Below are 26510 nucleotides of genomic sequence, written 5' to 3' on the forward strand. Positions count from 1 at the left end.
AAGGAGGACAGCACGTTGAAGATCTGCGGCACCTCCGCCACCGGATCGGGCGCCGCCGCAAAGGTCTTCGCGATCTCGTAAAGCGCGTCCAGCGCCAGGCGGTCGGCCGTGGCCCGCGCCGAGCGATGTCTTGCCTGCGGTTGGGGGACGAGCCGGTCCCGGATGTCGATCATCACTGTTCTCCCTCGCTGGCCCGGCGCCGGGATGGATCAAACGACGATCACCCCCTCCCATGGGGTGCCGCAGTCTGCGCTGCGTGGATCGTTCGATCGCGGTTGGGGGCCGTGGCGGACATGTCGAGACTTGGTCAAGCTTGCGCCCGGATGCACGGCGCAAACAGTCCCAAGTGCCAATATGTCGCGACCTGAGGGTGATTGACGGATCGTTAAGCGCAACTTTGAAGCGATTCCGGCGTGAGCGCCGAAAAAAGTGGCGCTTCCGGTTTGGCCGTTCCCGGGGTTTCGCAGACTCAGCGCGCGGCGGCGGCGCGGCGGCGTTCGTAGGACGAGGCAAGCCCCAGCGTCGAGCGGTATTTCGCCACCGTGCGCCGCGCGATCCGCAGCCCGGCGCGTTCGGCCAGCGTCACGATCGCGTCGTCCGACAACGGGTTCTGCGGATCTTCGCCGCCCACCGTGCGCTGCACGAAATCAAGCGCGGAATCGCGCGACACCGCCTCGCCGCCGCCCTGGGTCGAGACCGCGCGGGAAAAGAACGCCCGCAGCGGCAGCGCCCGGGTCTGGGTCTGGATCATCCGCCCCGAGACCGCGCGCGAGATCGTCGAGGCATGCAGGCCCAGTTCCGAGGCCACATCCTCCAGCGTCAGCGGCACCAGATGCGCGGGCCCCTTGTCGAGGAAAGCCGATTGCCGGGCGACCAGCACGGCGGCGGTGCGCAACAGCGTATCGCCGCGCCGTTCCAGCGCCTGCGCCAGCGCCCGGGCCTCGGCCAGCGCCTTGCGCCGTTCCGCGCGGGCCTTCACATCGGCACTGCCATCGGCGAAACGATCCTCGCGCACGGTGATCGTGGGGGAGGTGGCGCGGTTGAGTTCCACAGTCCAGCCCTCGGCGCCCCGCAGGGCGATCAGGTCGGGCGGAAAGACCGGCGTCGGCTGATGGTCGAAAGCAAGCCCCGGCTTCGGGTTCAAGTGCCGGATCTGCTTGATGATTTCCGGAATGTCGCCGATGTCGCAATCGCACAGCTCGGCCAGATCGGACAGCCGGTTTTCCGCGATCAGCGGAATGTTGCGGATCAGCGTTTCGACTTCCCAGGTCAGGATGTCAGCCTCGCGCGCCTGCAGGATCAGACAATCCGAGAGGTCGCGGGCGAACAGGCCGGTGGGCTCGAAGCCCTGCAGCACGGAAAGCACCGCCTCGGCGCGGGCGGGGGTGACGCCCGCGGCCAGCGCGATGCTGTCGACGCTCTGGCCCAGCCAGCCGCTCGGTTCCAGGGCCTCGGCAAAGCGCAGCGCCAGCAGCCGGTCGGTGTTTTCGCCGAAGGCCATCTCGATCTGATCGACGACATGGGCCATCAGGCTCGGCTTGTGCGCGGCCACCGCGGCGACGGCATCGAAATCCTCGCCGCCGCGGGCGATGAAGGCGGGCGGGGCACGGTAGGTCAGGAACGGGTTCGACGTGGCCTGTTCGGTCAGATGCTCGGACAAATCCTGCGACGACATGCCAAGGATGGCGAGGGAATGGAGCATCTGCCCCGCCATCTGCATCGTCTGTCTTTGGGAAAGCGTCTGCGCGAGTTCCATGGGGACAACCTATCTCAAACTCGGGTCATTGCGTGGGGCGGCAGGGCGCCGCAGGGGTGAAAAAGGGTCGGTGCCGAAATCCGCGCCGCACCACCCCGGGTTGTGCCGGGTTTTTCGGCGCAGCGAAGGGGGCGGGCGCGGGGCATCTCAGGTCCGGATCTCGGGGACGACCCGGACCGGGCGGCCAAGCGTTTCGATCAGATGGGTCTGCACCGTCGAGAGCGTGCGCGCCGACATCATGCAGCCCGCGCAGCTGCCGGAAAGCCGCACCCGCACGGCAGCGCCCGCGATGCCGACAAGCTCGATGTCGCCGCCGTCGCGCTGGAACATCGGGCGCATCTCGGCGATCAGCTCGGCGACCACCTCGGCCTCTTCCTCGGGCGAGAACAGCGGCCGGGCCGGGGCTTTCGGGGCGGCGATCTCGCCGATCTTCACGAAATTGGCCAGAAAGGCCGCGGTGTCGGGGGCCTTGCCGCCCGCGGCCTGCCGCGCGGCAAGGGCGGCGGCGGCGGGGGGGGCGGCGGGGCGTTGCGGTGCCGTGGCGGTTGCGAGGGCGCGGGTTTCGTCGAGCAGGTCTTTCATCGCATCCCCCTCAGCAGAACGACGGGCCGCAGCCGCCGGGGCGGTTGGTGGCCGTGGTTTCGAAGACGAAGCTTGCGCCGGTGCCCGAGGTGACGAAATCGACCTTCGTGCCCGCGATATGGGGGCGGGTCTCGGGGTCGATCAGCACGGTCACGTCGTCGATGATCAGGGTTTCGTCGTCGGGCGCGGCCCGGCGTTCCACCAGCATGCCGTATCGCAGTCCGTCGCGGCCTCCGGCCTGCGCCAGCAACCGCAGACCGGCCACCGGCTGCCCTGCATTGGCAATGGCGGACCGGATCGCTGCCTTGGCGGGGGGGGTGATCTCGATCATGACGCTCTCCTGACAGGTTGAAGCTTCATGAATGACCCAGCAAGAAGCGTGCCAGGTGTTTCGGCCTTGCCGTGCAAGCTTCGGGCCGACATTGGGGGATTTGCGACAGACATTGTTGTAAATGCGGAAAATCGGGCCGGGCGGCTGTGTCCCTTGCCGGACGCCGGGCCGAAACGAAAAAAGCCGGCAGTCGAAACTGCCGGCCCAGGTCGAGAGAAAGCGTTGCTCAGCGGGTCAGATCGAAGCTGATGTCGGTCTTGCCCCAGTCCCCGGCGCGGGCGTCGGCCTTGACGAAGATCGCGTCGAGGATCTTCACCAGAACCGTCAGGCCGCCCTGATAGCCCCAGGTCGGGAAGCGGTGGTGGTGGTGCCGGTCGAAGATCGGGAAGGTCAGACGGATCAGCGGGATGCCGGTGTCACGTTCCAGATACTTGCCATAGGACGAGCCGATCAGGAAATCGGTCGGTTCGGTCATCAGGAAGCTGCGCATGTGCCACAGATCCTTGCCGGCCCAGACCTGACCCTGCTTGCCGAAGGGCGAAGCGGCCAGAACGGCTTTCATCTGCTCGGCCCATTTCTTCGAACCGTTGGTGGCCAGGCAATGCACCGGCTCGCCGCCCATCTCCATGATGAACTTCGCCATGCCCAGCACGAAGTCCGGATCGCCGAAGATCGAGAAGGTCTTGCCGTGCAGATAGGCCTGGCTGTCGGCGATGGCATCGACCAGACGGCCGCGTTCCAGCTTGATGCTGTCGGGGATCGCCTTGCCGGTCAGCTCCGACACTTTCATCAGGAAGCTGTCGGTGGCCGAAACGCCCATCGGATAGTTGAAGACGGCGGTGTCCTGCCCGGTGGTGGCGACATATTCCATCGTCTTCGGCGAGCACCATTCCTGCATCGACAGCGTGGCTTTCGCATTCACCGCGGCTTTCGCGTCTTCCAGCTTGGTGCCGCCCGCATACATCCGGTAATGCCCGTCCGAGGGGGTGTCATAGACTTCCGACACATCGCTCAGGAAGGTGAAATCGACGCCCATCGTGTCGAGCAGGCGCTTGATTTCACGGTTGTTCGCCACGGCGTAACCGTCGAAGCCCGGGATGATGTTCAGGCTGTCGTTCGCCACGCGGGTCGCATCGGCCCAGAACATCGACAGGATGCCTTTCTGGGTGTTGTCGTAGCCGTCCACATGGCTGCCGACGAAGGCCGGGGTATGGGCGAAGGGCACCGGGAAATCCATGGGCACGCTTTCGGCCTCTTTCGCCTTCAGGATGAAGGAGTTGAGGTCGTCGCCGATGACTTCGGCCATGCAGGTGGTCGAGACGGCGATCATCTTCGGCTTGTAAAGCGCATAGGCGTTGGCCAGGCCCTCGACCATGTTGGTCAGACCGCCGAACACCGCCGCATCTTCGGTCATCGAGGACGAAACCGCCGCCGAGGGTTCCTTGAAGTGGCGCGACAGATGCGAGCGGTAGTAAGCCACGCAGCCTTGCGAGCCGTGCACGAAGGGCAGGGTGCCTTCATAGCCCTGCGCGGCAAAGACGGCGCCGACCGGCTGGCAGGCTTTCGCCGGGTTGATGGTCAGGGCTTCGCGGGCGAGGTTCTTTTCGCGGTATTCCCAGGACGCCGTCCAGTCGCCGATCTGGGCGAGGGTTTCGGCGGAATGGCCGCATTCGAAGGTCGCCTTCTTGTTGGCGAGCATCTCTTTGTATTCAGGCTCGAAGAACAGTTTCGAGTGGTCGAGCACCTTGTCAGCCGACTGGGGCATGGGTCAATTCCTTGTCAAAGGCCGTCCGCATTCCGGGACGCACCGACGGGGGGAAGGGAGGGTGGGGGCGGCGCACCGCCCCCCTTTGGCTCACTCGGCGGCGATCGGGGCTTTGTCCCAGGGCGCGTCGAACAGGCCCCAGACGGGGTTGTTGATCGCCATGTCCATATCGCGCGCGAAGATCGCGAAGCCGTCGTAGCCGTGATAGGGGCCCGAATAGTCCCACGAGTGCATCTGACGGAACGGAATGCCCATCTTCTGCACCGGATACTTCTCCTTGATGCCCGAGCCGACGAGGTCGGGGCGGATCTTCTCGATGAACTTCTCCAGCTCGTAGCCGGTGACGTCATCATAGATCAGCGTGCCTTCCTTGACGTAATGGCCGGTGCGCTTGTAGTCGTCGTTATGGGCGAATTCATAGCCCGTCCCGGCAATCACCATGCCCAGATCGTCATAGGCGGTGACGACGTGGCGCGGACGCAGGCCGCCCACATAGAGCATCACCGACTTGCCTTCGAGCCGCGGCTTGTATTTCGCGAGGATCCCGTCGACCAGCGGCCGATATTTGGCGATGACCTTTTCGACATTGGCCTGAATGGTCTCGTCGAACTTGGCGCCAATGGCGCGCAGGCTGGCTTCGATCTGCGTCGGGCCGAAGAAGTTGTATTCCATCCAGCCGATCGAATACTTCTCTTCCATGTAGCGGCAGATGTAGTTCATCGAGCGGTAGCAGTGGATCAGGTTCAGCTTCGCCTTCGGCGCCCGTTCCATCTCGGCCAGCGTCGCGTCGCCCGACCAGCAGCCGATCACGTTCAGACCGATTTCTTCCAGCAGGATGCGCGAGGCCCAGGCGTCGCCGCCGATGTTGTAGTCGCCGATGATGTTGACATCATAGGGGCCGGGCTCGAAAGCCTTGGTGTTTTCGCTTTCCGGCTGCTCGAAGATCCAGTCGCGCACGGCGTCGTTGGCGATGTGGTGGCCAAGCGACTGCGACACGCCGCGGAAACCCTCGCAACGCACCGGAACGATGGTCTTGTTGATTTCCTTGTTCTTCTTCTTCGACACCGCCTCGATGTCGTCGCCGATGAGGCCGATCGGGCATTCCGACTGGATGGTGATGCCATTGGCCAGCGGGAACAGCGTGTTGATCTCGTCGATCGTCTTTTCCAGCTTCTTGTCGCCGCCGAAGACGATGTCCTTTTCCTGGAAATCGGTGGTGAACTGCATCGTCACGAAGCTGTCCACGCCGGTCTTCCCGGTGTAGTAGTTGCGGCGCTGGCTCCACGAGTAATGCCCGCAGCCGACCGGACCATGGCTGATGTGGACCATGTCCTTGATCGGACCCCAGACCACGCCTTTCGACCCGGCATAGGCGCAGCCGCGGATCGTCATCACGCCCGGGACCGATTTGATGTTCGATTTGACGGTGTCGCATTTCGACGCGATGCCGGTGACGGCGTCGGCGTCTTCGCTGGTCGCACCGGCCACCGACAGGTGTTTGGCGCGTTTCTTCTGAGCTTTCGCCGGATAGGCTTCGAGAACTTCCGCAATCAGGTTCTCAAGGTCTTCCGGGCCGCCCGCGTGATCTTTGGCCATTCTTTTGGCTCCCTCACTTCAGGTTTCGAAAAGGTGGGCAGGGCGCCCACCTGAACTGTCAGGCCTCAGGCCTTGATCGCGGCTTCCATCTCGGCGATCTGCTTTTCGCGATCTTCTTCCGATTGCATGATGCCGAAATCCATCAGCATCTCTTCCAGCTCTTCCATCGTGATCGGGGTCGGGATCACGCCCTTGCCCGAGTTGTTGTGGATTTTTTCCGCCAGTTGGCGGTATTCTTGCGCCTGCGAGCTTTCCGGCGCGTATTGGATCACCGTTTCACGACGCAGTTCGGCGTGTTGCACGATGTTGTTGCGCGGCACGAAGTGGATCATCTTGCAGCCCAGCTTCGCGGCCAGCGCTTCGGCCAGTTCCAGCTCGCGGTCGGTCTGACGTTCGTTGCAGATCAGCCCGCCCAGACGCACACCGCCCGAGTTCGCGTATTTCAGGATGCCCTTGGCGATGTTGTTGGCGGCGTAAAGCGCCATCATCTCGCCCGACATGACGATGTAGATTTCCTGCGCCTTGTTTTCGCGGATCGGCATGGCGAAGCCGCCGCAGACCACGTCGCCCAGAACGTCGTAGGACACATAGTCCACATCGTCATAGGCGCCGTTTTCCTCAAGGAAGTTGATCGCGGTGATGACGCCACGGCCGGCGCAGCCAACCCCCGGCTCCGGACCGCCGGCTTCGGTGCATTTGATGCCCTTGTAGCCGATCTTCACGACGTCTTCGACTTCCAGATCCTCGACCGAACCGGCTTCGGCGGCCAGATGCAGCACGGTGTCCTGCAGCTTGGTGTTCAGGATCAGACGGGTGCTGTCAGCCTTGGGGTCGCAGCCGACGATGAGGATCTTCTGACCCATCTCGACCAGCGCGGCGAGGGTGTTCTGCGAGGTGGTCGACTTGCCGATACCACCTTTGCCGTAGAAGGCGATCTGACGGAGTTTGCCCATGTGTGGCTCCCTTGGGGGTTGGTGCTTCACGAATATCGAGACGGTTCGTAACCGGGCTCACAGCTTCTACAGCAGCCTTCGTGCCAACCGGGATTTTCCGAAATAATCATTCAAAGTCATTGTCTTGTCGGTTTTGTTCGAAAGGGAACACGGCCTACAAATTGTAGGGCCTCCGGCGCGGGCGGCGGTTTTGTCGGTGCCGCTTGTCGGGCCGCCCGTCGGGACGCCATGAAAAAACCCCGCCAGAGCGGCGGGGTTTTCCGGTCGTTCGCGGCGATTTCAGACCGAGCCGCCGGGCGTGCCGGTGAAATGCACCATCACGTCTTCATCGCGCGGGATGAACTGGCAGGCCAGACGGAAGCGCGGCGGCAGGTCGCTGACTTCGGCCGCCTCGATCTCCTCGGCGGTGATCATCTGCAGCTCTTTCAGCCGCGCCTTCTCCTTTTCGGTCAGGGTCATCGCCATCGCGGGCTTGTTGTCGAGATGGGTGACCTCGATCAGGCACGAGGCGCAATCGCCGTCACCGCATTCGAACGGGATCGGGATCGCATGTTCCTTGGCCAGCGACAGGATCGTCGCGGTGTTGCCCGCCACCGCATAGATGGTCTTGTCTTTCTTCATGATGGGCGAAGTGAAGGTGATGTTCGGCATCGCAGTCCTCTTGGTTGTTGTTGAGGGAACGTCCCGAAGGCCGCGCAGCAAGGGCCATGCCAGCGCCCCGAAACCGGGGCTTGCCGGGGGCCGGGGCCGGACCTAGGCTTGGCCCGGTTCCTCCCTTGCGCCAAAGCCCGATGCCCCCGCCCGCCCCCTCCTCCGACTGGATCTCCCGCCTTGAGGGCGGTCTGCGCCGCCGCTACGCCGCGGGTGAGACGATCGCGCGGCCCGATGCGCCCTCGGACCGGCTGATCCTGATCGAAACCGGCGCGGTGCGGCTCTGCCTGACCGGCGCCGGGCGCGAGGTGACGCTGGCGCAGCTGCGCGCGGGCGGGCTGTTCGTCACCCATACGCGGGTCTGGGTGGTGGCGACCGAGCCCGCGCAGGTGCGCAGCTGGCCGGTGGCCGAGATGCTCGATCTGGTGACGCGGCACCCGGATCTTGGCGTGGCGGCCTTTCGCGAAGTGGGCCAGATCCTGCGCGGTGCGCTGGATCTGATCGAGGATCTGGCCTTCCGCCCGGTCGAGGCGCGGCTGGCCCGCCATCTTCTGGCCGAGCGGCAGGCGCAGGGCGCCGACACGATCCGGCTGATCGGCCCGACCGAGGCTTTGGCCACCGCGCTGGGCACGACGCGGCAGACGCTCTCGACGCTGATCAACCGGCTGATCCGCGCGGGCGTGCTGTCGCGGCCGGGACGGCAGCAGCTTTGCCTGCACGATCCGGGCCAGCTGGCGCGTCTGGCCGAAGTGTCATCCGGCTGACAGAAATTCCGGGCCGCCGCGCCTAAGAAACAAGCCGGACCAGCCGAGGAACCCCGCCATGAACGACCAGACCCCCGACCGTTACGTGACCTTCACGGGCATCGCCTGCGATACCAATGCCGACCGTCTGTGCGAGATGCTGGCGACGCGGATGGCGGGCAACGACTCGCGCTGGGTGGCCTATTTCGAGAAGAAACTGGCCGAAAACGCGCGGATGGGCCATGACCGGCTGCGGTTCATCGGCGCGCAGGTCAATGCGCTGATGAGCTTCTTCGAAGAGGAAGACGACGCCGAGGCCTTGGCGCTGCTCTGGCACATCGAGCATCACTGCCTCTGACCGGACCGGGGATCTTCTTCTTTTCAGGATGGCCCGCCGGACCGCGGCGGCCTCAGCGGGCCAGCCCGGCGTAAAGCCGGGGCAGACGCTCGGGCAGGCGCTCGACGCGGTCAAGGATCTGATAGCCGCGCGGCCCGAAGATCTGCGCCACATAGGCATCCGCCGCGGGATCGAGGCTGAGACAGAAGGGCTGCACGCCTTGCCGCGCCAGCGCGGCCACCGCGGCGCGGGCGTCGTGGCGCAGATGCGCGGGCGCGCGTTCGTCGATATCGGCAGGCGCCCCGTCGGTCAGCACCAAAAGCAGCTTGCGCGCCGCGCGTTGCTGGCCCAGATGCCAGCCCGCATGCCGGATCGCCGCGCCCATCCGGGTGGAAAGCTGCCCCTCCATTCCCGCCAGCCGGGCCTTGGGGCCAGGCCCCCAGTCTTCGGAGAAGTCCTTGAAACGCTGGTAAAACACATTGTGCCGCCCGTCCGAGCAAAAGCCGTGCAGCGCGAAAGGATCGCCGACGCGGTGCACCGCCTCGGCCAGCAGCACGGTGGCGGCGCGGGTGAGATCCAAAAGCCGCGTGCCCCCGGGCCCCGCCGGATCATTGGTCGAGGCGGACAGATCGAGCAACAGCAGCACCGCCACATCGCGCTGGTTGCGGCGCTGGCGCATCATCACCCGCGGGTCGGGCTGGCGGCCCAGCCGCAGATCGACCGCCGCACTGATCGCGGCGTTCAGATCCAGCTCGTCGCCGTCTTCGAGCCGCCGCAACCGTTGCACGCCCTGCGGCTGCAGCGCCTCCAGCACCCGGCGCATCCGCGCCAGAACCGGGCGGTGGTCCTGCAAGATCGCCTCGGCCAGGGTCGGATCGCCGGGGCGGGGGCGCTTGTCATGCACCGTCGTCCAGTCGGGCCGGTCAAGCCCGGTGCGGTGGTCGAATTCCGGATAACGGCGCGGCGGCGCCACGGGCGGGCGGCCCTCGCGGGCGTTGACGCTGTGCCCGGCATCATCGAACAGCTCTGTCGCGCAAACCAGGATTTCCTGCGCGTCGTCGCCCGCGGTTTCGACCTCGACCTCGTTCACCAGCTCGGAGACCGAGACATACCGGCGGATCTGCGCGGGGGGCGCGGCGGCCATCGACCAGTCGCTTTCGTCGCCTTCCCAAAGCGCGCGGTTGTCATCGCGATAGGGCAGGGCGGGCGCGGGCAGGCGCGGATCGAGCCGCCCGGCCAGCGCAAGACCGATGCGCAGCGCGGCCATCTCGTCTGCAAGATCGGCACCGGCCAGCGCGGCCCGGGCCCAAAGCGCGTTCGGGTCGGTTTCCGGCGCCTCGGGCGAAAGCAGCGCCCGGGCGATCCGATCCAGCGGCCCGGTGCCGGTGTGAAACCGCGCCCAAAGCGGGCCGAGTCCGGGAAAGCGGGCGATCGTCAGCGCCTCGGCCCGTGCATCCTCGATCAGCCCGATACAGGCGCGCTGATGCAGGGACAGCCCCTCCATCGGCAGCGGTCCCCGCCGCGCCGCCAGATGGGCTGCGGCATGGGCGGCGGCGGCGCGGTAAAGGTCAAGCCCCGTCGCGCCGTCCATATCGTCCCAGGCGTCGGGCAGATGGATCACCCCGGCCTCCAGACAGGGCCGCAGGCCGTCGCGCGATTCAAAATCGCCCGAGGTCGGACGCATCGGGAAATCCCGCCCCCAAAGCGCGCGCAGATAGGCGCCGATGCGGCGGTGGATGTCGACAAAGAGCACGCCCTTGCGTTCGCGCTGCAGCACCGCCTGCGCCTCGGCGCTTTCGAGCGCGAAATAGCGCGCCTGTTCGGGGTAATTCGTGCGGTGCATCTCGGCGCCCCACAGCGCCCAGCGGCGCAGACCGCCCAGCGTCAGCACGCCCAGAAGCCTGTCAAGCTGATCGAGCATCGGCCGCAGACCCCGCGGCGCCTGCGCCAGCAGCAGGTCGAGAAACCCCAGATAGGCGCGGAAAAGATCGGCGTCGCCCAGTCGCCGCGCGGCCAGCGGCGCCGTCGCCAGCACCCGCGCGATCACCGCGCCCGAGGTGCGCGCCGCCATCGCCAGACAGGCGCGCATAAGGTCTGGCAGCACATCCTCGCCCAGATCGCGCGCGACGGGCAGGGCGGCCTCGGCCCAGGCCTGCACCGCCTCGTCGCCCTTGCCGCTGCGCGAAAGCGCCGCCGCCCCCGCGTGCCAGACCGCGCGACCCTGCGCCGAAAGCTGCCGCGCGGCCTCGGGGGCAAGGCGCGTCAGGGTCTCCTGCGCCGCGTCTGGCAGGGTCTCCGGGGCGGGCAGGGTCTCGGGGGCGGACATGGCGGGCCTCAGAAATAGGTGGTGACGGCGGCGTCGAGCGCGTCGCGCATGTCGGGATCGTCGGTGATCGGGCGCACCAGCGCCATCCGGCAGGCGGCCAGCGGCGCCACGCCCTCGGCGATCAGCCCGCCCGCATGCACCAGCATCCGCGTTGAAATCCCCTCGTCGAGCCCATGCCCCTTGAGGTTGCGCGCCCGTTCCGCGATCGCCACCAGCTTTTGCGCCAGCGCCGGGTCGATGCCGGTTTCATGCGCGACGATCTCGACCTCGACGCCATGGTCGGGCCAGGTGAAATCGAGCGCGCCGAAGCGTTGCTTCGTCGATTGCTTGAGATCCTTCATCAGCGCCTGATAGCCGGGGTTGTAGCTGATCACGAGCTGGAAATCGGGATGGGCACGCAGCAATTCGCCTTTCTTTTCAAGCGGAAGAACGCGGCGATTGTCGGTCAGCGGGTGGATGGCGACGGTGGTGTCCTGCCGCGCCTCGACCACCTCGTCCAGGTAGCAGATGGCGCCGTGCCGCGCGGCAAAGGTCAAAGGCCCGTCCTGCCAGCGCGTGCCCGTGGCATCGAGCAGGAACCGCCCCACCAGATCCGAGGCGGTCATGTCCTCGTTGCAGGCGACGGTGACCAAGGGCTTGCCCAGCCGCCAGGCCATGTGCTCGACGAAGCGGGTCTTGCCGCAGCCGGTCGGGCCCTTGAGCATGACCGGCATCCGCGCCGCATGGGCGGCCTCGAACAGCGCGATTTCATCGGCGACCGGGCGATACCAGGGTTCGGCCGGAATGCGGAAAGGCTGGGTAGGATCGGTCATGGCAGCCTCGTGGATTGGGAAAGGGGCCCGCCGCAAAGAAGGTCGCGGCGGGCCATGCGCCCGCCGCCGGGAGGGGAGGGGCGGCGGGCAGGGTCTCAAGGGTCCGTCAGACGGCGGTGCCGCGATAGACGATCATGTTGGCGCCCTGGCTTTGGGTGAAATTGTCGTAGCCGATCAGCCGGACGTGATGGCCGGGGTTCGCCTCGTGACAGGCTTTCAGCTCGGCCAGGATCGCATCGACATCGGTTTCGCCGAACATCGGCAGTTTCCACATGTACCAATAGATCTGCGTGGCGAAGTCGGGTTCGGTGTGCTCGATCCCCGGGTTCCAGCCGTTCTTCACGATCCAGTCGACCTGACGGCGGATTTCGGCCTCGCCCATCGGCGGCAGATAGGAAAAGGTGCCCATCTTGCGGCTTTCCGGGCGCGAGAGGCGGGAGGGGTAGTCCTGAACGGTGCTCATCTGGTGTCCTTTCGGGCCGGGTCTCAGCGGTGCTGCACGTCGAGCTTGTCGACGGTGTCGAATTCGAACTTGATCTCTTTCCAGGTTTCCATCGCCATGCGCAGCTCGGGGCTCGACTGCGCGGCCTTGGTCAGGATCTCCTTGCCTTCCTTTTCGAGATGGCGGCCCTCGTTGCGGGCCTGCACGCAGGCCTCCAGCGCGACGCGGTTCGCACAGGCGCCCGCCGCATTGCCCCAGGGGTGGCCGAGCGTGCCGCCGCCGAATTGCAGCACCGAGTCATTGCCGAAGATCGAGACCAGCGCCGGCATGTGCCAGACATGGATGCCGCCCGAGGCGACCGGGAACACCCCCGGCTGCGGCCCCCAATCCTGATCGAAAAAGATCCCGCGCGACCGGTCGGCCTTGATGAAGCGATCCCGCAGCAGGTTGATCCAGCCGATCGTCGCCTCGCGGTCGCCTTCCAGCTTGCCGACGACAGTGCCCGAATGCAGATGATCGCCCCCCATCAGCCGCAGGATCTTGGCCAGCACCCGGAAGTTGATGCCGTGATTGGGGTTGCGGTCCATCACCGCATGCATGGCGCGGTGAACATGCAGCAGCATCCCGTTCTTGCGGCACCAGCGCGACAGGCTCGTATGCGCGGCCCAGCCGACCGTCAGATAATCCGACATGATGATCGGCGTGCCGATTTCCTTGGCGAATTCGGCGCGTTCGTAGATCTCCTCCATCGTCCCGGCGGTGACGTTCATGTAATGGCCCTTGCGCTCGCCGGTTTCGGCCTCGGCCTTGCGGATCGCTTCCTGACAGAACAGGAAGCGGTCGCGCCAGCGCAGGAAGGGCTGGCTGTTGACGTTCTCGTCGTCCTTGGTGAAATCGAGCCCGCCGCGCAGGCATTCATAGACCGCCCGGCCGTAGTTCTTGGCGGCAAGGCCGAGCTTCGGCTTGATCGTGCAGCCCAGAAGCGGGCGGCCGTATTTGTCGAGCAGGTCGCGCTCGACCTTCATCCCGTGCGGTGCGCCGGGACAGGTCATCACGAACCAGAGCGGAAACCGCACGTCTTCCAGCCGCAGCGCCCGCACCGCCTTGAAACCGAAGACGTTTCCAACGAGCGAGGTGAAGACGTTGACGACCGAACCTTCCTCGAACAGGTCCATCGGATAGGCGATGAAGGCATAAAACGCCTCGTCGCTGCCGGGGACATCCTCGATCGCATAGGCGCGGCCCTTGTAGTAATCGAGATCGGTCAGAAGGTCGGTCCAGACCGTGGTCCAGGTCGCGGTCGAGCTTTCGGCGGCGACCGCGGCGGCGGCTTCCTCGCGGCTCACGCCCGGCTGCGGCACGACCTTGAACACGGCCAGGATGTCGCTGTCCTTCACCTGATATTGCGGTTCCCAATAGATCGAGCGGTAGTCTTTGACACCGGCGTCATAGGTCTTGGCTGCCATGGTTCCCTCGTGTGGCTGGCCCGTTGCTGCGGGGCTTGCCGGGACTATGCGGCCTTGCGTGACTTTACAAAACTGAATAGTTTTTAGTTACAGAATAGGGAAAAGCTTATCATGCGTTGCACCTTGCGCCAGTTGCAGGTCTTTGCCGCGGTGGCGCGGCACGTCAGCTACACCCGTGCCGCCGAGGAATTGCACCTGACCCAGCCCGCGGTCTTCACCCAGGTCAAGCAGCTCGAAGAGGCGCTCGGCGCGGTGCTGCTCGACCGGATCGGCAAGCGGCTGTTCCTGACCGAGGCGGGGCAGGCGGTGCTGGCCACCGCGCGCGAGACGCTGGAGGGGATCGAGCGGCTGGAGATGCAGCTGGCCGATCTGCAGGGGTTGCGGCGGGGGCGGCTGCGGCTGGCCATCGTGTCGACGGCGCAATATTTCCTGCCGCGGCTTCTGGGGGCGTTCTGCACCGAAAACCCCGGCATCGAGGTGGCGCTGACCGTCACCAACCGGCAGACGGTGATCGCGCGTCTGGCCGCGAACGAGGACGATCTGTGCATCCTTGGTCAGCCGCCCGAGGGGCTTGATGTCGTCGCCCGTCCGATCGCGCGCAACCCGATACTGGTGCTGGCGCCGCCGGGTCATCCGCTGGCGGGCGTGGCCGCGGTGCCCTTTGCCGCGCTGGCCGAGGCGCCCTTCATTTTGCGCGAGCCCGGGTCCGGCACCCGGGCCGCGGCGGAAAAGTTCTTTGCCGACAACGGCATCCGGCCGCAGGTGCGGATGGAGCTTGGCTCGAACGAGGCGATCAAGGCGGCGGTGGCGGCGGGGCTGGGTCTCGCGATCCTGTCGCAGGACACGATCACGCTGGAGGCCGAGACCGGGCGGCTGGTGGTGCTGGATGTGCAGGGCTTTCCGCTGCTGCGGGTCTGGAATGTCGCCCATCCGCGCGGCAAGCATCTGTCGGTGGCGGCCACGGCCTTTCTGGCGCATCTGGCGGGCGGCGGCGCAGGCACCAGCTGACGTGCCCGCCCGCCCCGCTTGCGAAAACGCCGGTTTCATGCTAGCCCCAATCCACGGTCGGCAGTTCACCGAGGCGTCGCTGTCCCGCAAGGGAAGCTAAACCTGCCTGATTTCCCGTGACAGACCCGGCTTCCCGGGGCCTCGTCGCAAGTCAGCGACCAGCGATGGATCGACGGCCCCCGAGGAACGATCATGCCGAGACAATCCATTCCGCTTGCCATCGCGGATCTTTCGCAATTTTCCCGTGCCCTGGGCGCAGAACTGGCCGCCCGCCCGGACAAGGCCCCCTCGCATCTGAGCCTGCTGAACATGCTGGCGCGGGCGGCGGGGTTTCGCAACTTCCAGCACCTGCGCGCGGGCGCCGCGCCCGCTGCCGACCCCGCGCCGCCGCCGCCCGAGGCCCCGTCCGAGCCGGTCGATCCGCGCCGCATCGCCAAGGTGGCGGGCTCTTTCGATGCCGAGGGGCGGCTGACGCGCTGGCCCTCGAAACGGGCGCAACAGATCCTGTGCCTTTGGGCGCTTTGGGCGCGGCTGCCCGCGGCGACGCCGATGTCCGAACGCGAGATCGGCGAGCGGCTCAAGGCGCTGCATCTTTTTGGCGATCCTGCGATCTTGCGCCGCGATCTGGTCGGACTGGGTCTGTTTCGCCGCGATCCGGACGGGTCGAATTACCTGCGGCGGGAACAGGCCCCGCCCGCCGAGGCGCGGCTTTTGATCCGCGCGCTGGCGCCGCGCAGCCGCCCTTAACGGCCGTAAAACCGCCGCCGCGCCTCGGCTTCGATGTCGAGGCGCAGCTGCAGATCGGCCAGAACCCTGGCCTCGCGGCGGCGGTCCTCTTCGGTCGGGGCCGCGCGCAGCTTTTCGGTCTGCGCCTCGACCGCCTTGCGCAGCTCGATTTCCCGCGGCAGGGCGCCCGCCTCGGCCATGATGCGAAAGCCCACGGCATCAGAGCTGCCCGCATTGTCGGACATGTTCAAGGGCTTGCCCGCGCCGCGCAGGTTTTCGAACTGCCCCTCGGCCTGCGCCTTCAGGATCTGCCGTTCCGCCATGTCGGAAAACTTCATCTCTCGCCTCCTTGCGGGCGGGCCAGCATCCCGCGTTCGATTTCGGTGAAAACCGGCCAGAACAGCGCCAGCCCCGCGGGGCCGCGCGGGCCGAAGGCGGTCAGCGCCCCCGTGATCATCAGCGCCGCCGGAAGCGGGTCCAGATCGGCGCGAAAGACGCCCTGCGCCCGGCCAAAGCCGAGAATCCCGGTGTAGCGGGCGCACCAGCCGCGGGTGAAGTCCGCGATCAACGCGCCGATCTCGGGCTCTGACGGGGCGATCTGCGCCAGCTGCGCGAAACAGGCGGCCAGTTCGGGACGGTCGCGCAGGCTGTCGTGATAGGCCTGCACCTCGGCGCGCAGCTGATCCTGCGCGGGCCGGGCGGGGTCGGGCGCGGGCGGCAGCAGGGCCTCGAAGGCCGCGCGCGTCGTTTCGGCCACCAGAAGCAACAGCCCGGATTTGGTGGCGACATGGAAATGCAACGTCGAGATGTTGATGCCGACGCGGGCCGCCACATCGCGGGTGCGCAGCGCCGCCGCGCCTTTTTCGAGGATCAGAGTTTGCGCCGCCGCCGCGATCATCTCGCGTCGCGTCTCCTGGCGCAGATAGGGCTGGGGGGAGGTCTGTCCGGTCATGACTCAATCATATGATTGATTTCTGTAAAGGGCAACCCCGCGTCGGCACCTTCCCAAAGCGCCTTCGGGCGGGGCAGGCTTGCCCGAATAACGGGCAGGTCCGGGGTTCTTGCCGGCCTTCCCGCACAGAGGCGGGCGCGGCCCTTGGATTGGTGTGCTTGTGCGGCGCAGCCTGTCGTTATATGGAATCACTATATAACGGAGTCGGTCATGTGCGGCGATGATCAGGTCGAGGCACTCGAACTTGGGCAGGCCAGTCCCGAGGACGAATTCGGCCAATGTTTCACCGGCGAATGCCGGGTGAACCTGTTGCCGACGCTTTACCGGCTGAACGCGGTGATTTCGCAATCCCCCGATCCGGGCGAGAGCCTGGGCATGATCCTGAAGACGATGCGCAGTGAAATGCGGATGGAGCGGGGCACGGTGGCGCTGATGGACCGCCGCCGCGGCCAGGTCTTCATCCATCAAAGCTTCGGGCTGACCGCGGAAGAGGAAAGCCGCGGCGTCTATGCGATGGGCGAGGGCATCACCGGCAAGGTCGCCGAGACGGGGCGGGTGATCATCGCGCCGCGGCTGCACGACAGCCCCGATTTTCTGGATCGCACCGGGGCGCATGCGGGGGAATCCCGGCGCAAACTCGCCTTCGTCTGCGTGCCGATCATGCTGGGCAAGCGTGTTCTGGGCACGATCGGCGGCGAGCGCAGTTACCTCAACCAGCGGCTTTTGAAGCAGGATGCCGAGTTTCTGGCCGCCATCGCGCTGATGATCGCGCCGACGGTCGAGCTTTACCTGATCGCCAATGTCGAGAAGCTGGAACTGGAACGCGAGAACCGCGAGCTGCGCGATGCCCTGCGCGAACGCTTCAAGCCCGGCAACATCATCGGCAATTCCAAGGCGATGATGGCCGATGTCTATGATCTGATCGGCAAGGTCTCGAAGACGCGGGCGACGGTGCTGATCCTGGGCGAAAGCGGGGTCGGCAAGGAACTGGTCGCCTCGGCGATCCATTATTCCTCGGACCGCGCCGCGAAACCCTTCGTGCGCTTCAACTGCGCCGCGATCCCCGAGACGCTGGCGGAAAGCCTGCTCTTCGGCCATGAGAAGGGCGCCTTCACCGGGGCCCTGGCCAGCCGCAAGGGGCTGTTCGAACAGGCCGATGGCGGCACGCTGTTTCTGGACGAGCTGGGCGAACTCAGCCCCTCGGTGCAGGCCAAGCTGTTGCGCGTGCTGCAAGATCGCACGCTGGAACGGGTGGGCGGCAGCACCCCGGTTCAGGTCGATGTGCGGGTGATTGCGGCGACGAACCGGGAACTGGTGCGGATGGTGGCCGAGGGGCGCTTTCGCGAGGATCTGTTTTACCGTCTCAACGTCGTGCCGATCACCGTGCCGCCCTTGCGCGACCGGGGGTCGGACATCATCCTGCTGGCCGATCATTTCGTCGCCAAGGCCTGCAAGGCGATGGAAAAATCGGTCAAGCGGATCTCGACGCCCGCGCTGAACATGCTGATGGCCTATCACTGGCCGGGCAATGTGCGGGAACTTGAAAACGTCATCGAGCGGGCGGTGATCCTGTCCGATGATGCGGTGATCCATGCCTGGAACCTGCCGCCCTCGCTGCAGACGGCGCGCGAGACCGGGACGACGCTGGGGCTGGGGCTGGAGGAAAAGGTCCGGCTGGTCGAGACCGAGATGATCGTCGAGGCGTTGAAGACGACGCAGGGCAATATCGGCCAGGCGGCGGAGCTGTTGCAGGTGTCGCGCCGGGTGCTGGGGCTGCGGATGGGGCGGCTGGGCATCGATCCGCACCGCTACCGCGCCTCGGCCTGACACCTTAAATCCGACACGACACTGGCCCCGCTTCGGCGGGGCTTTTTCTTTGCTGCAGCCCGTTCGGAAGTCCGTTTACCGAACGGTAATCGGTTACATAACGGTAAGGAAATCCTGTCTGGTGGCGGGGCAGAGGGGATCCTGAAATATCCTTTTGCGTCAGATGGTTGGATGAAGATTTTCGCCCCGAAACCGGCTTGGCACGGGGGCTGCTCTATAGGGTTCAGACGGCTGCGAAACGCCGTCGCAAGACATCCCTTCCCAAGGAGCGACCCCATGACCCGCAAGATCGCCATTTACGGCAAAGGTGGTATCGGCAAATCGACGACCACCCAGAACACCGCCGCAGCCCTTGCCTATTTCCACGACAAGAACGTCTTCATCCACGGCTGCGACCCCAAGGCCGACAGCACCCGGCTGATCCTCGGCGGGCTGCCGCAGGCGACGGTGATGGACACGTTGCGCATCGAGGGCGCCGAGCGCGTCACCGTGGACAAGGTCGTGAAGACCGGCTTCAAGGACATCCGCTGCGTGGAATCGGGCGGGCCGGAGCCGGGCGTGGGCTGCGCCGGGCGTGGCGTCATCACCGCCATCGACCTGATGGAAGAGAACGAAGCCTACAGCGAAGACCTTGATTTCCTGTTCTTCGACGTGCTGGGCGACGTGGTCTGCGGCGGCTTCGCCATGCCGATCCGCGACGGCAAGGCGCAGGAGGTCTACATCGTCGCCTCGGGCGAGATGATGGCGATCTATGCCGCCAACAACATCTGCAAGGGTCTGGCGAAATACGCCCGGCAATCGGGCGTGCGTCTGGGCGGCATCATCTGCAACAGCCGCAATGTCGACGGCGAGAAAGAGTTCCTTGCCGAATTCACCAAGGCCATCGGCACCAAGATGATCCACTTCGTGCCGCGCGACAACATCGTGCAGAAGGCCGAGTTCAACAAGCAGACCGTGACCGAATTCCAGCCCGACGCCAATCAGGCGCAGGAATACCGCGAACTGGGCCGCAAGATCATCGAGAACGAGGATTTCGTGATCCCGAAGCCCCTCGCCATGGATGAGCTGGAAGCCATGGTCGTCAAATACGGCCTGATGGACTGATCCAAGGACCGCCAGGGGCGCCGCGCCCGGCGCCCTTTCCCCGAATTTCCATGGAGTTAGGCCCATGCCCTACCATGAGTTTGAAGTCTCGAAATGCATCCCCGAGCGCAAGGAGCACGCGGTGATGAAGGCGGCGGGCGAGGATCTGACCTCGTGCCTGCCGAAAGGCTACCTGAACACGATCCCCGGCACGATCTCGGAACGCGGCTGCGCCTATTGCGGCGCGAAACACGTGATCGGCACGCCGATGAAGGACGTGATCCACATTTCCCACGGCCCGAACGGCTGCACCTACGACACCTGGCAGACCAAGCGCTACATCTCGGACAACGACAACTTCCAGCTGAAATACACCTTCGCGACCGATGTGAAGGAAAAGCACGTCGTCTTCGGCGCCGAGGGGCTGCTGAAGAAGTCGATGCACGAGGCCTTTGACGCCTTCCCGAACATCAAGCGCATGACGGTCTATCAGACCTGCACCACGGCGCTGATCGGCGATGACGTCGATGCCATCGCCAAGGAAGTGATGGCGGAACGCGGCGATGTGGACGTGTTCGTCTGCAACTCGCCGGGCTTTGCCGGGCCCAGCCAATCGGGCGGCCACCACAAGATCAACATCGCCTGGCTGAACCAGAAGGTCGGCACGGTCGAGCCGGACTACCTGGGCGAGCACGTGATCAACTACGTCGGCGAATACAACATCCAGGGCGACCAGGAGGTGATGATCGACTATTTCAACCGCATCGGCATCCATGTCCTGTCGACCTTCACCGGCAACGGCAGTTACGACAGCCTGCGGATGATGCACCGCGCGCAACTGAACGTGCTCGAATGCGCGCGCTCGGCCGAATACATCTGCGATGAACTCCGCGCCCGTTACGGCATTCCCCGGCTGGATATCGACGGCTTCGGCTTCGAGCCGCTCGCCAATTCGCTGCGCAAGGTGGCGCTGTTCTTCGGCATCGAGGACAAGGCCGAGGCGCTGATCGCCGAGGAATATGCGAAATGGAAACCGCAGCTGGACTGGTACAAGGAACGGTTGCAGGGCAAGAAAGTCTGCCTCTGGCCGGGCGGGTCCAAGCTTTGGCACTGGGCGCATGCGATCGAGGAGGAAATGGGCCTCAAGGTCGTGTCCGTCTACACCAAGTTCGGCCATCAGGGCGACATGGAAAAGGGCGTGTCGCGCTGCGGCGAAGGTGCGCTGGCGATCGACGATCCGAACGAGCTGGAATCGGTCGAAGCCATCGAGATGCTGAAGCCCGACATCATCTTCACCGGCAAGCGCCCGGGCGAATTCGTCAAGAAACACGGCGTGCCCTATCTGAACGCCCACGCCTATCACAACGGCCCCTACAAGGGCTTCGAGGGCTGGGTCCGCTTCGCCCGCGACATCTACAACGCGATCTATTCGCCGATGCGGCAGCTCGCGGCGCTTGATATTTCCGCCCCGGATGCGGCCATCACCTCGGGCTTCCGCACCGCGAAGATGAACGCCGATCTGACCGTCTCGGACGCGGTGAAGTTCAGCGAGGTGCTGCACGAATATACCGGCAAATACGATTCCATCGCCGAAGTGCGCGCCCGCAACCTGGCCTATGCCGCCGCCGAAAAGGCCGCGCGCGAGGCTGTCCAACCTGCCGCCGAGTGAGGGACAGATGACCGACACCATCGAAAAGATCGATCCGCTGGTCGATTACATCATGAAGAACTGCCTGTGGCAGTTCAACTCGCGCGGCTGGGACCGGCTGAAGCAGAATGCCGGGATCCTCAGCCAGACCTGCGAGATCCTCTGCGGCGAGGAGCCGGTGCATGAAACCGCGATGGACCGCTGCTACTGGGTCGATGCGGTGATCCTGTCGCGCGCCTTCAAGGCCCGCTTCCCCTGGCTCCTGGCCATGACCAAGCCCGAGATCAAGAGCCTGTTCAAGGCGCTGCACGAGAAGATCGACCATCTCACCGTTCACGGCTCGCTCAATACCGAGCTGACCGTCCCGCATTATTGAAAGGATCAGACCCATGACTTGCCAGGTCACCCAGAAGGCGCGGGAAGGCACGATCAACCCGATCTTCACCTGCCAGCCCGCAGGCGCACAATTCGCCTCGATCGGGATCAAGGACTGTATCGGCATCGTTCACGGCGGCCAGGGCTGCGTGATGTTCGTGCGGCTTCTGATCTCGCAGCACATGAAGGAAAGCTTCGAGATCGCCTCGTCGTCGGTCCATGAGGACGGCGCGGTCTTCGGCGCGCTCGACCGTGTCGAAACCGCGGTCGAGGTGCTGCTGACCCGCTACCCGGACGTGAAGGTGGTGCCGATCATCACCACCTGCTCGACCGAGATCATCGGCGATGACGTCGACGGGCTGCTCTCGAAACTTGAAGACGAACTTCTGCCGACCAAGTTTCCGGGCCGGGAAGTGCATCTGCTGACGGTGCATTGCCCGAGCTTCGTCGGCTCGATGATCACCGGCTATGACAAGGCGGTGCATGATTTCGTGAAGAAATTCGCGACGAAGGACGAACCCTCCGACAAGATCAACCTGATCACCGGCTGGGTGAACCCGGGCGATGTGAAGGAGCTGAAGCACCTTCTTGAGGTGATGGAGGTGAAGGCCAATGTGCTGTTTGAAGTCGAAAGCTTCGACAGCCCGCTGATGCCCGATCTGGAACATCATTCGCACGGCTCGACCACCATCGAGGATCTGCGCGACACGGCCAATGCGAAAGGCACCATCGCGCTCAATCGCTACGAGGGGATGAAGGCGGCCGATTACCTGAAGAAGAAGTTCAAGGTGCCTGCGGTGATCGGGCCGACCCCGGTTGGCATCCGCAACACCGATGCCTTCCTGAAATCTGTGTCCGAGATGACCGGCCAGCCGATCCCGGCGCAGCTGGTCAGGGAACGCGGTCTGGCGCTCGATGCCATCGCCGACATCGGCCACATGTTTCTGGCCGACAAGCGGGTGGCGATCTATGCCAACCCCGATCTGGCCATCGGCCTGACCGAGTTCTGCCTTGACCTCGAGATGAAGCCGAAACTGCTGCTGCTGGGCGATGACAACTCCGCTTACGTGAAAGACCCCCGCGTGCTGGCGCTGCAGGAAAACGCCCCCGATCTGGAAATCGTGACGAACGCCGATTTCTGGGATCTGGAAAGCCGGATCCAGCAGGGGCTCGAACTCGATCTGATCCTTGGCCATTCCAAGGGCCGGTTCATCTCGATCGACTACAAGGTGCCGATGGTGCGCGTGGGCTTCCCGACCTACGACCGCGCCGGGATGTATCGCCATCCGGTGCTGGGCTACGGCGGCGCCATGTTCCTGGCCGAAACGATGGCCAACACGCTCTTCGCCGACATGGAGGCGAAGAAGAACAAGGAATGGATCCTCAACGTGTGGTGACGGCATCGCCGCGCAACCTGCCGGGCTGCCCTTGTGGCCCGGCCTTTTCCCTGGTCCGAGGAGCTTCCCATGCAGATCGCGGTTTTTCTGGACGAGACCGGCCAGCCCGCCCCCCTCAACGCCCCCGGTCGTCTGTTCCTTTACGAAGGCAGTGGCACCGATTGGGCGCTCATCGAGGATTGGCCGCTTGCCGTGCCGCGCGCGGGCGGCATTCCGGCGGTGCGCGACGCCATCGAACGCATGGTCTTCGCGATTTCTCCCTGCACCGTGTTGATTTCGGCCGAGGTGCGGGGCTATGTCTATTCGCTCTTGCAGGAACAATACGGCTTTTCCGTCTGGCGCTCGACCGGAACGGTCGTGGCGATGCTGGCCTCGGTCTGCGCGGGCGAGGAGGAGCGGGCCAAGCAGGCCGCCTGCTGCGACACGAAACCGGAAGCGGGCTGCGGCAGCTGCGGCACCAAGGTGACGGCGCTCAGCCCGCCGCCCGAAGTGCGCCCCGAAGACCGCCCCGACGGCAGCCGCTTCGTCGATCTGGCCGCAGTGCTGGCCGCCGATGCGCGGCACAATTCGCGTTCGGTTCTGGGCCCGATCCTTGCCGCGGAACCGTTCCGCCCGCTGGAGATCCGCATGGACCATCAACCGCGCTGGTTCGCCCGCACGCTTTCGGCGATGGGCCTGCGCTTCACCGAAGACCGCCGCGAGGGCGCGCTTTTCATCACCGTCGCACGGCAAAAGGAACACGCGCAATGAAACAGGTTCTTGTCTTTGCCTATGGGCTTGATCTGCATCCCGCGGAAATCGGCAAGCTTTGCCCCTCGGCGAAACCCTTGACGCGGGCCAGCGCCAAGGGCTGGCGGATCGGCTTCTTCGGCCATTCGCGGGTCTGGGATGGCGCCGAGGAAAGCCTGATCCCCGATCCCGATGCCCATGTGCCGGGCGTGCTTTACGCCCTTGCGCCGTCCGAGGCCGAAATGCTGGAGGCCGCCCGCGGCGTGAAGCTGAACGGCACCGGGCGCTATTTCCACACCCCGCTCGACGTGACGACCGAGGATGGCCTATCCTTGGGGGCGGTGGCGTTGATCAAGACCGAACGGCGGGCCGAAAAACCGCCCAGCCGCCCCTATCGCGACCGCATCGTCGAGGGGGCGCGGCTGCACGGCCTGCCCGCTGACTATATCGCGGCGCTTGGCGCGCTGCCCGCCACCGAGCCCGCCTATCCGGTGCCGATGGCGATCCAACTGCCGATCTTTGCCGGCTCCTGCTGTTGAAAGGAAAGACCATGACCGAGACCCAGGCCCCCTCCGCCCCGCCTTCGGAACGCACCCGTGTGAAGCGCTATCACTGGCTGGCCGCCTATGACCGCGCCACGATCGATGCGATCATCGATGCCGCGCTGGTGTGCCAGATCGGCTATGTCGTCGATGGCGCGCCGATCGTGACGCCGACTTGCCACTGGCGGATCGGCGATCACGTCTATTGGCACGGGTCTTCCGCCAGCCGGATGCTGCGCAATCAGGAAAACGGCGTGCCGGTCTGTTTCTCGGTCACGCATCTGGATGGCGTGGCGTTTTCGCGGGCGGCGTTTGATCACAACATCCTTTATCGGTCCGTCATGGCGTTCGGCAAAACCGAACTGGTCGAGGGCGCGGAGAAGAAAGCCGCGCTGGAAGCCTTTGTCACCCGTCTGGCGCCGGGGCTGTGGGACTATGCCCGGCCGCCGACCGAACAGGAATGGAAGGCCTCGAAGGTGATCCGGATGAAGCTGGACGAGGTCTCGGCCAAGGTGGCCTCCGGCCTGCCCGAGGAAGACGCGGCCGATCTGGCACTGGATCTCTGGGCCGGGCATGTGCCGGTTCGGATGGTGACGGACGCCCCGGTGCCCGATCCGAAGCTGCGCCCGGGGATCGCGATGCCCGATTTCGTCCGCGCCTTCGGGTTTTGACGCGCCCCGTCCCGATCCGATGCGGCGGCCGGGCCCCGTCTTCCCGCGGGCCCCGTCTTCCCGCAGATCCCGTCTTCCCGCAGATCCGGTCTTCCCGGTCTGCCGATGAGGCGTCACGCCGCTCCGGTCCCGAGGCCTGCGGCGCGTTTTCCGCCCCGCGGACGGGGGGGTATCTCTCCCGCCGCGGGACTTTGGCAAAGCCCCTGTCTGGTCGGCCGTTGGCAATAAGAAAGCCGCGCGGAAAGGCGGCTTCGGGAACGGTATTGGTCGGCGGACGCGGCATGACACATGGATCCCGGGGGCGATCGCGACGGCAAGAAAGCGCAAACCCGAGATCCGTCTGATCGACGATGGGCAAACATGCCCGCTCTGGGCTTGCCCGGAAAATGTGAAGAGCACCAACTGAGGCACCAGGAGGTGTTCCATGGGAAACGGGCACAGACCGATGCCCGAGTTTCGGCGTGAAGCCGTGCGACGGGCCCCGACCCGTGGCAGGACGCGGCGAGAGATCGCAGAGGATCCGGGCATTGGGCTGTCGACGCTGACGCGGTGACGGAGCCAAGTGAGGCACCGGTCGATCTGCATGCCGAGCTGAAGAGGCTGCGGCGGGAGAAATCGGTCTGTTGATTTGCACGCAGAACTGACCCAGGTGAGCCGCCCTTCCAGTCGCCCTCGTTCGCGGTGATGAAGTGATCCGTGTCGATCCATTTCACCCCGTCGGGTTCGCCCGCCACCGCCGCAAGCCCGGTCAAGTCGATCTTCTGCAGCCCGGCGCAGTCAACCGCCCCCTTCGAAAGCGGCAGCTTGACCAGATACCCGGCGGGATGACACGCGGATTGCGGTTCGATGACCTGTGTCCCGGCGCGCTTGGGGGCCTTGCCCGTCGGTCCGTCCGTTCGATCCGCCCCGTGGGGCGCGCCGCGGAAATTGCCGCACCGCAGACTCATTTCTGTCACCGCTTCGATATTTTCCCGTCACGACCCGGGCGCACCGTGAGGCCGAACTCTGAACGGAAAGGTTCGCCGATGTTTTCCTTGGAAGGACAAAAGGCGCTCGTCGTCGGAATTGCGAACGAACATTCGATCGCCTTCGGAATTGCCCGGGCCTTGCGCGCACAGGGCGCCGATCTTGCTGTCACCTGGCTCAATGACAAGGCCGAGCCGCATGTGCGCCCGCTCGCCGAAGAGCTGGGGGCCGAGATCATGATGCCGCTCGATGTCGCCGAGCCCGATCAGCTTGCGGCGGTGTTCGAGCGGATCGAGGATCATTGGGGGCGGCTCGATACGCTCGTGCATTCCATCGCCTTTGCGCCGCGGGCCGACCTGCACGGGCGGGTGGTCGATTGTTCGGCGGGCGGTTTCGCGCTGGCGATGGACACATCGGTGCATTCCTTCCTGCGGATGATCCATCTGGCGGAGCCGTTGATGACCGAGGGCGGCACCTGCCTGTCCGTGTCCTTCTTCGGCTCGACCCGGGTGGTGCGGCATTACAACCTGATGGGGCCGGTGAAGGCCGCGCTCGAAAGCGCCGTGCGCTATGCTGCGGCGGAACTGGGCGAAAAGGGCATCCGCGTGCATGCGCTCTCGCCCGGGCCGCTGGCCACCCGTGCCGCAAGCGGCATCGACCATTTCGACGAGATGATGGCCGAGGCGGCCGAACGCGCCCCCACCCATCATCTGGCGACGATCGAGGATATCGGGGCGATGGCCGCCTTTCTGGCCGCGCCCGAAGCGAAGAACCTGACCGGCGGGATCCACGAGATCGACGGCGGCTATTCCATCACCGCGTAAGG

At 65.3% G+C, this 26510-nt stretch carries 26 protein-coding genes and 1 pseudogene; 14 read left to right on the forward strand and 13 right to left on the reverse strand.

All coding sequences use genetic code 11. The features are described from left to right. Nucleotides 1-469: 469 nt before the first annotated feature. From rpoN to fdxD, 7 genes are all read right to left on the reverse strand, one after another. Nucleotides 470-1756 (reverse strand): RNA polymerase factor sigma-54, encoded by a 1287-nt coding sequence (gene rpoN, locus FBT96_RS03195; protein ID WP_136904923.1) that lies wholly within the window; start codon nucleotides 1754-1756, stop codon nucleotides 470-472. Nucleotides 1757-1903: 147 nt separating this feature from the next. Next, nucleotides 1904-2338, reverse strand: coding sequence for a NifU family protein (locus FBT96_RS03200; RefSeq protein WP_136904924.1), 435 nt, complete (start codon nucleotides 2336-2338; stop codon nucleotides 1904-1906). A 10-nt stretch (nucleotides 2339-2348) separates the two neighbouring features. Then, complete coding sequence (locus FBT96_RS03205; protein ID WP_136904925.1) at nucleotides 2349-2669, reverse strand: HesB/IscA family protein; 321 nt, start codon at nucleotides 2667-2669, stop codon at nucleotides 2349-2351. Between the two features lie 226 nt (nucleotides 2670-2895). After that, complete coding sequence (gene nifK / locus FBT96_RS03210) at nucleotides 2896-4434, reverse strand: nitrogenase molybdenum-iron protein subunit beta (protein ID WP_136904926.1); 1539 nt, start codon at nucleotides 4432-4434, stop codon at nucleotides 2896-2898. Nucleotides 4435-4524: 90 nt separating this feature from the next. Further along, nucleotides 4525-6030 (reverse strand): nitrogenase molybdenum-iron protein alpha chain, encoded by a 1506-nt coding sequence (gene nifD, locus FBT96_RS03215; RefSeq protein ID WP_055209653.1) that lies wholly within the window; start codon nucleotides 6028-6030, stop codon nucleotides 4525-4527. A 65-nt stretch (nucleotides 6031-6095) separates the two neighbouring features. Continuing rightward, a complete protein-coding gene (nifH, locus tag FBT96_RS03220) occupies nucleotides 6096-6983 on the reverse strand; it encodes a nitrogenase iron protein (protein ID WP_055209654.1) in 888 nt (295 codons plus the stop codon). Between the two features lie 279 nt (nucleotides 6984-7262). Further along, the gene (gene fdxD, locus FBT96_RS03225; protein ID WP_136904927.1) at nucleotides 7263-7634 is read right to left on the reverse strand and encodes a ferredoxin FdxD; all 372 of its coding nucleotides are present in this window, start codon (nucleotides 7632-7634) and stop codon (nucleotides 7263-7265) included. Between the two features lie 140 nt (nucleotides 7635-7774). Between fdxD and FBT96_RS03230 the strand changes: the two genes are divergently transcribed. Beyond that, nucleotides 7775-8398: a Crp/Fnr family transcriptional regulator gene (locus FBT96_RS03230; protein WP_136904928.1), complete on the forward strand. Its 624-nt coding sequence runs from the start codon at nucleotides 7775-7777 to the stop codon at nucleotides 8396-8398. Between the two features lie 58 nt (nucleotides 8399-8456). Then, complete coding sequence (cowN, locus tag FBT96_RS03235; RefSeq protein WP_136904929.1) at nucleotides 8457-8735, forward strand: N(2)-fixation sustaining protein CowN; 279 nt, start codon at nucleotides 8457-8459, stop codon at nucleotides 8733-8735. 52 nt (nucleotides 8736-8787) lie between these two features. On the opposite strand, the gene FBT96_RS03240 is transcribed toward cowN, so the two are convergent. The 4 genes from FBT96_RS03240 to FBT96_RS03255 all read right to left on the reverse strand — a co-directional run bounded on the left by FBT96_RS03240 (nucleotide 8788) and on the right by FBT96_RS03255 (nucleotide 13760). Next, complete coding sequence (locus FBT96_RS03240) at nucleotides 8788-11040, reverse strand: nitric oxide reductase activation protein NorD (RefSeq protein WP_136904930.1); 2253 nt, start codon at nucleotides 11038-11040, stop codon at nucleotides 8788-8790. An 8-nt stretch (nucleotides 11041-11048) separates the two neighbouring features. Continuing rightward, nucleotides 11049-11852 carry a CbbQ/NirQ/NorQ/GpvN family protein gene (locus FBT96_RS03245; protein ID WP_136904931.1) on the reverse strand — a complete coding sequence of 268 codons (804 nt, stop codon included), beginning with the start codon at nucleotides 11850-11852 and terminating at the stop codon, nucleotides 11049-11051. 106 nt (nucleotides 11853-11958) lie between these two features. Further along, entirely contained in the window at nucleotides 11959-12315 is a 357-nt protein-coding gene (locus FBT96_RS03250; protein WP_136904932.1) for a ribulose bisphosphate carboxylase small subunit, read from the reverse strand. Between the two features lie 23 nt (nucleotides 12316-12338). Next, nucleotides 12339-13760 carry a form I ribulose bisphosphate carboxylase large subunit gene (locus tag FBT96_RS03255; RefSeq protein WP_055209661.1) on the reverse strand — a complete coding sequence of 474 codons (1422 nt, stop codon included), beginning with the start codon at nucleotides 13758-13760 and terminating at the stop codon, nucleotides 12339-12341. A 111-nt stretch (nucleotides 13761-13871) separates the two neighbouring features. Between FBT96_RS03255 and FBT96_RS03260 the strand changes: the two genes are divergently transcribed. Both FBT96_RS03260 and FBT96_RS03265 read left to right on the forward strand, forming a co-directional pair. Beyond that, on the forward strand, nucleotides 13872-14768 hold the full coding sequence (locus FBT96_RS03260) for a LysR family transcriptional regulator (protein ID WP_136904933.1): 897 nt from the start codon (nucleotides 13872-13874) through the stop codon (nucleotides 14766-14768). 192 nt (nucleotides 14769-14960) lie between these two features. Then, complete coding sequence (locus FBT96_RS03265; RefSeq protein WP_136904934.1) at nucleotides 14961-15515, forward strand: DUF2087 domain-containing protein; 555 nt, start codon at nucleotides 14961-14963, stop codon at nucleotides 15513-15515. On the opposite strand, the gene FBT96_RS03270 is transcribed toward FBT96_RS03265, so the two are convergent. Both FBT96_RS03270 and FBT96_RS03275 read right to left on the reverse strand, forming a co-directional pair. Then, on the reverse strand, nucleotides 15512-15832 hold the full coding sequence (locus FBT96_RS03270; protein WP_136904935.1) for a DnaJ family domain-containing protein: 321 nt from the start codon (nucleotides 15830-15832) through the stop codon (nucleotides 15512-15514). The two genes, FBT96_RS03265 and FBT96_RS03270, sit on opposite strands and share 4 nt — an antisense overlap. Further along, nucleotides 15829-16446 (reverse strand): TetR/AcrR family transcriptional regulator, encoded by a 618-nt coding sequence (locus tag FBT96_RS03275; RefSeq protein WP_136904936.1) that lies wholly within the window; start codon nucleotides 16444-16446, stop codon nucleotides 15829-15831. Before FBT96_RS03275 ends, FBT96_RS03270 begins: the two co-directional genes overlap by 4 nt. Before the next feature lie 210 nt (nucleotides 16447-16656). Between FBT96_RS03275 and FBT96_RS03280 the strand changes: the two genes are divergently transcribed. The 10 genes and pseudogenes from FBT96_RS03280 to fabI all read left to right on the forward strand — a co-directional run bounded on the left by FBT96_RS03280 (nucleotide 16657) and on the right by fabI (nucleotide 26508). Further along, nucleotides 16657-18273 carry a sigma 54-interacting transcriptional regulator gene (locus tag FBT96_RS03280; RefSeq protein ID WP_136904937.1) on the forward strand — a complete coding sequence of 539 codons (1617 nt, stop codon included), beginning with the start codon at nucleotides 16657-16659 and terminating at the stop codon, nucleotides 18271-18273. A 276-nt stretch (nucleotides 18274-18549) separates the two neighbouring features. Further along, entirely contained in the window at nucleotides 18550-19377 is an 828-nt protein-coding gene (gene nifH / locus FBT96_RS03285; RefSeq protein ID WP_136904938.1) for a nitrogenase iron protein, read from the forward strand. Between the two features lie 64 nt (nucleotides 19378-19441). Beyond that, nucleotides 19442-21025, forward strand: coding sequence for a nitrogenase iron-iron protein, alpha chain (gene anfD / locus FBT96_RS03290; protein WP_136904939.1), 1584 nt, complete (start codon nucleotides 19442-19444; stop codon nucleotides 21023-21025). Nucleotides 21026-21032: 7 nt separating this feature from the next. Then, nucleotides 21033-21380: a Fe-only nitrogenase subunit delta gene (anfG, locus tag FBT96_RS03295; protein WP_136904940.1), complete on the forward strand. Its 348-nt coding sequence runs from the start codon at nucleotides 21033-21035 to the stop codon at nucleotides 21378-21380. 13 nt (nucleotides 21381-21393) lie between these two features. Continuing rightward, entirely contained in the window at nucleotides 21394-22776 is a 1383-nt protein-coding gene (gene anfK, locus FBT96_RS03300; protein WP_136904941.1) for a Fe-only nitrogenase subunit beta, read from the forward strand. Between the two features lie 69 nt (nucleotides 22777-22845). Beyond that, nucleotides 22846-23526, forward strand: a complete 681-nt coding sequence (gene anfO / locus FBT96_RS03305; protein ID WP_136904942.1) for a Fe-only nitrogenase accessory protein AnfO — start codon at nucleotides 22846-22848, stop codon at nucleotides 23524-23526. Next, complete coding sequence (locus FBT96_RS03310; RefSeq protein ID WP_136904943.1) at nucleotides 23523-24044, forward strand: gamma-glutamylcyclotransferase family protein; 522 nt, start codon at nucleotides 23523-23525, stop codon at nucleotides 24042-24044. Before anfO ends, FBT96_RS03310 begins: the two co-directional genes overlap by 4 nt. An 11-nt stretch (nucleotides 24045-24055) precedes the next feature. Then, a complete protein-coding gene (locus FBT96_RS03315; RefSeq protein WP_136904944.1) occupies nucleotides 24056-24718 on the forward strand; it encodes a pyridoxamine 5'-phosphate oxidase family protein in 663 nt (220 codons plus the stop codon). A 424-nt stretch (nucleotides 24719-25142) separates the two neighbouring features. Further along, nucleotides 25143-25339: pseudogene (locus FBT96_RS21570) on the forward strand (IS3 family transposase); the annotation flags it as partial. Between the two features lie 404 nt (nucleotides 25340-25743). Then, on the forward strand, nucleotides 25744-26508 hold the full coding sequence (fabI, locus tag FBT96_RS03330; protein WP_136904945.1) for an enoyl-ACP reductase FabI: 765 nt from the start codon (nucleotides 25744-25746) through the stop codon (nucleotides 26506-26508). The last annotated feature ends 2 nt before the right edge of the window (nucleotides 26509-26510 follow it).

Origin of the sequence: Rhodobacter capsulatus, assembly GCF_005144475.1 — a bacterium.
In the GTDB taxonomy this organism is placed as follows: Bacteria; Pseudomonadota; Alphaproteobacteria; order Rhodobacterales; family Rhodobacteraceae; genus Rhodobacter; species Rhodobacter capsulatus_C.

Excerpts from the sequence above, each read along its gene's own strand:
- nifH (WP_136904938.1), top strand. The coding sequence starts at position 18,550 with ATGACCCGCAAGATCGCCATTTACGGCAAAGGTGGTATCGGCAAATCG.
- FBT96_RS03250 (WP_136904932.1), bottom strand. The coding sequence starts at position 12,315 with ATGAGCACCGTTCAGGACTACCCCTCCCGCCTCTCGCGCCCGGAAAGC.
- anfD (WP_136904939.1), top strand. The coding sequence starts at position 19,442 with ATGCCCTACCATGAGTTTGAAGTCTCGAAATGCATCCCCGAGCGCAAG.
- anfO (WP_136904942.1), top strand. The coding sequence starts at position 22,846 with ATGCAGATCGCGGTTTTTCTGGACGAGACCGGCCAGCCCGCCCCCCTC.
- FBT96_RS03200 (WP_136904924.1), bottom strand. The coding sequence starts at position 2,338 with ATGAAAGACCTGCTCGACGAAACCCGCGCCCTCGCAACCGCCACGGCA.
- anfG (WP_136904940.1), top strand. The coding sequence starts at position 21,033 with ATGACCGACACCATCGAAAAGATCGATCCGCTGGTCGATTACATCATG.
- nifH (WP_055209654.1), bottom strand. The coding sequence starts at position 6,983 with ATGGGCAAACTCCGTCAGATCGCCTTCTACGGCAAAGGTGGTATCGGC.
- FBT96_RS03310 (WP_136904943.1), top strand. The coding sequence starts at position 23,523 with ATGAAACAGGTTCTTGTCTTTGCCTATGGGCTTGATCTGCATCCCGCG.
- nifD (WP_055209653.1), bottom strand. The coding sequence starts at position 6,030 with ATGGCCAAAGATCACGCGGGCGGCCCGGAAGACCTTGAGAACCTGATT.
- FBT96_RS03275 (WP_136904936.1), bottom strand. The coding sequence starts at position 16,446 with ATGACCGGACAGACCTCCCCCCAGCCCTATCTGCGCCAGGAGACGCGA.
- anfK (WP_136904941.1), top strand. The coding sequence starts at position 21,394 with ATGACTTGCCAGGTCACCCAGAAGGCGCGGGAAGGCACGATCAACCCG.
- FBT96_RS03255 (WP_055209661.1), bottom strand. The coding sequence starts at position 13,760 with ATGGCAGCCAAGACCTATGACGCCGGTGTCAAAGACTACCGCTCGATC.
- FBT96_RS03280 (WP_136904937.1), top strand. The coding sequence starts at position 16,657 with ATGTGCGGCGATGATCAGGTCGAGGCACTCGAACTTGGGCAGGCCAGT.
- FBT96_RS03270 (WP_136904935.1), bottom strand. The coding sequence starts at position 15,832 with ATGAAGTTTTCCGACATGGCGGAACGGCAGATCCTGAAGGCGCAGGCC.
- FBT96_RS03230 (WP_136904928.1), top strand. The coding sequence starts at position 7,775 with ATGCCCCCGCCCGCCCCCTCCTCCGACTGGATCTCCCGCCTTGAGGGC.
- FBT96_RS03265 (WP_136904934.1), top strand. The coding sequence starts at position 14,961 with ATGCCGAGACAATCCATTCCGCTTGCCATCGCGGATCTTTCGCAATTT.
- fabI (WP_136904945.1), top strand. The coding sequence starts at position 25,744 with ATGTTTTCCTTGGAAGGACAAAAGGCGCTCGTCGTCGGAATTGCGAAC.
- FBT96_RS03315 (WP_136904944.1), top strand. The coding sequence starts at position 24,056 with ATGACCGAGACCCAGGCCCCCTCCGCCCCGCCTTCGGAACGCACCCGT.
- FBT96_RS03260 (WP_136904933.1), top strand. The coding sequence starts at position 13,872 with ATGCGTTGCACCTTGCGCCAGTTGCAGGTCTTTGCCGCGGTGGCGCGG.
- FBT96_RS03205 (WP_136904925.1), bottom strand. The coding sequence starts at position 2,669 with ATGATCGAGATCACCCCCCCCGCCAAGGCAGCGATCCGGTCCGCCATT.
- rpoN (WP_136904923.1), bottom strand. The coding sequence starts at position 1,756 with ATGGAACTCGCGCAGACGCTTTCCCAAAGACAGACGATGCAGATGGCG.
- FBT96_RS03240 (WP_136904930.1), bottom strand. The coding sequence starts at position 11,040 with ATGTCCGCCCCCGAGACCCTGCCCGCCCCGGAGACCCTGCCAGACGCG.
- nifK (WP_136904926.1), bottom strand. The coding sequence starts at position 4,434 with ATGCCCCAGTCGGCTGACAAGGTGCTCGACCACTCGAAACTGTTCTTC.
- FBT96_RS03245 (WP_136904931.1), bottom strand. The coding sequence starts at position 11,852 with ATGACCGATCCTACCCAGCCTTTCCGCATTCCGGCCGAACCCTGGTAT.
- cowN (WP_136904929.1), top strand. The coding sequence starts at position 8,457 with ATGAACGACCAGACCCCCGACCGTTACGTGACCTTCACGGGCATCGCC.
- fdxD (WP_136904927.1), bottom strand. The coding sequence starts at position 7,634 with ATGCCGAACATCACCTTCACTTCGCCCATCATGAAGAAAGACAAGACC.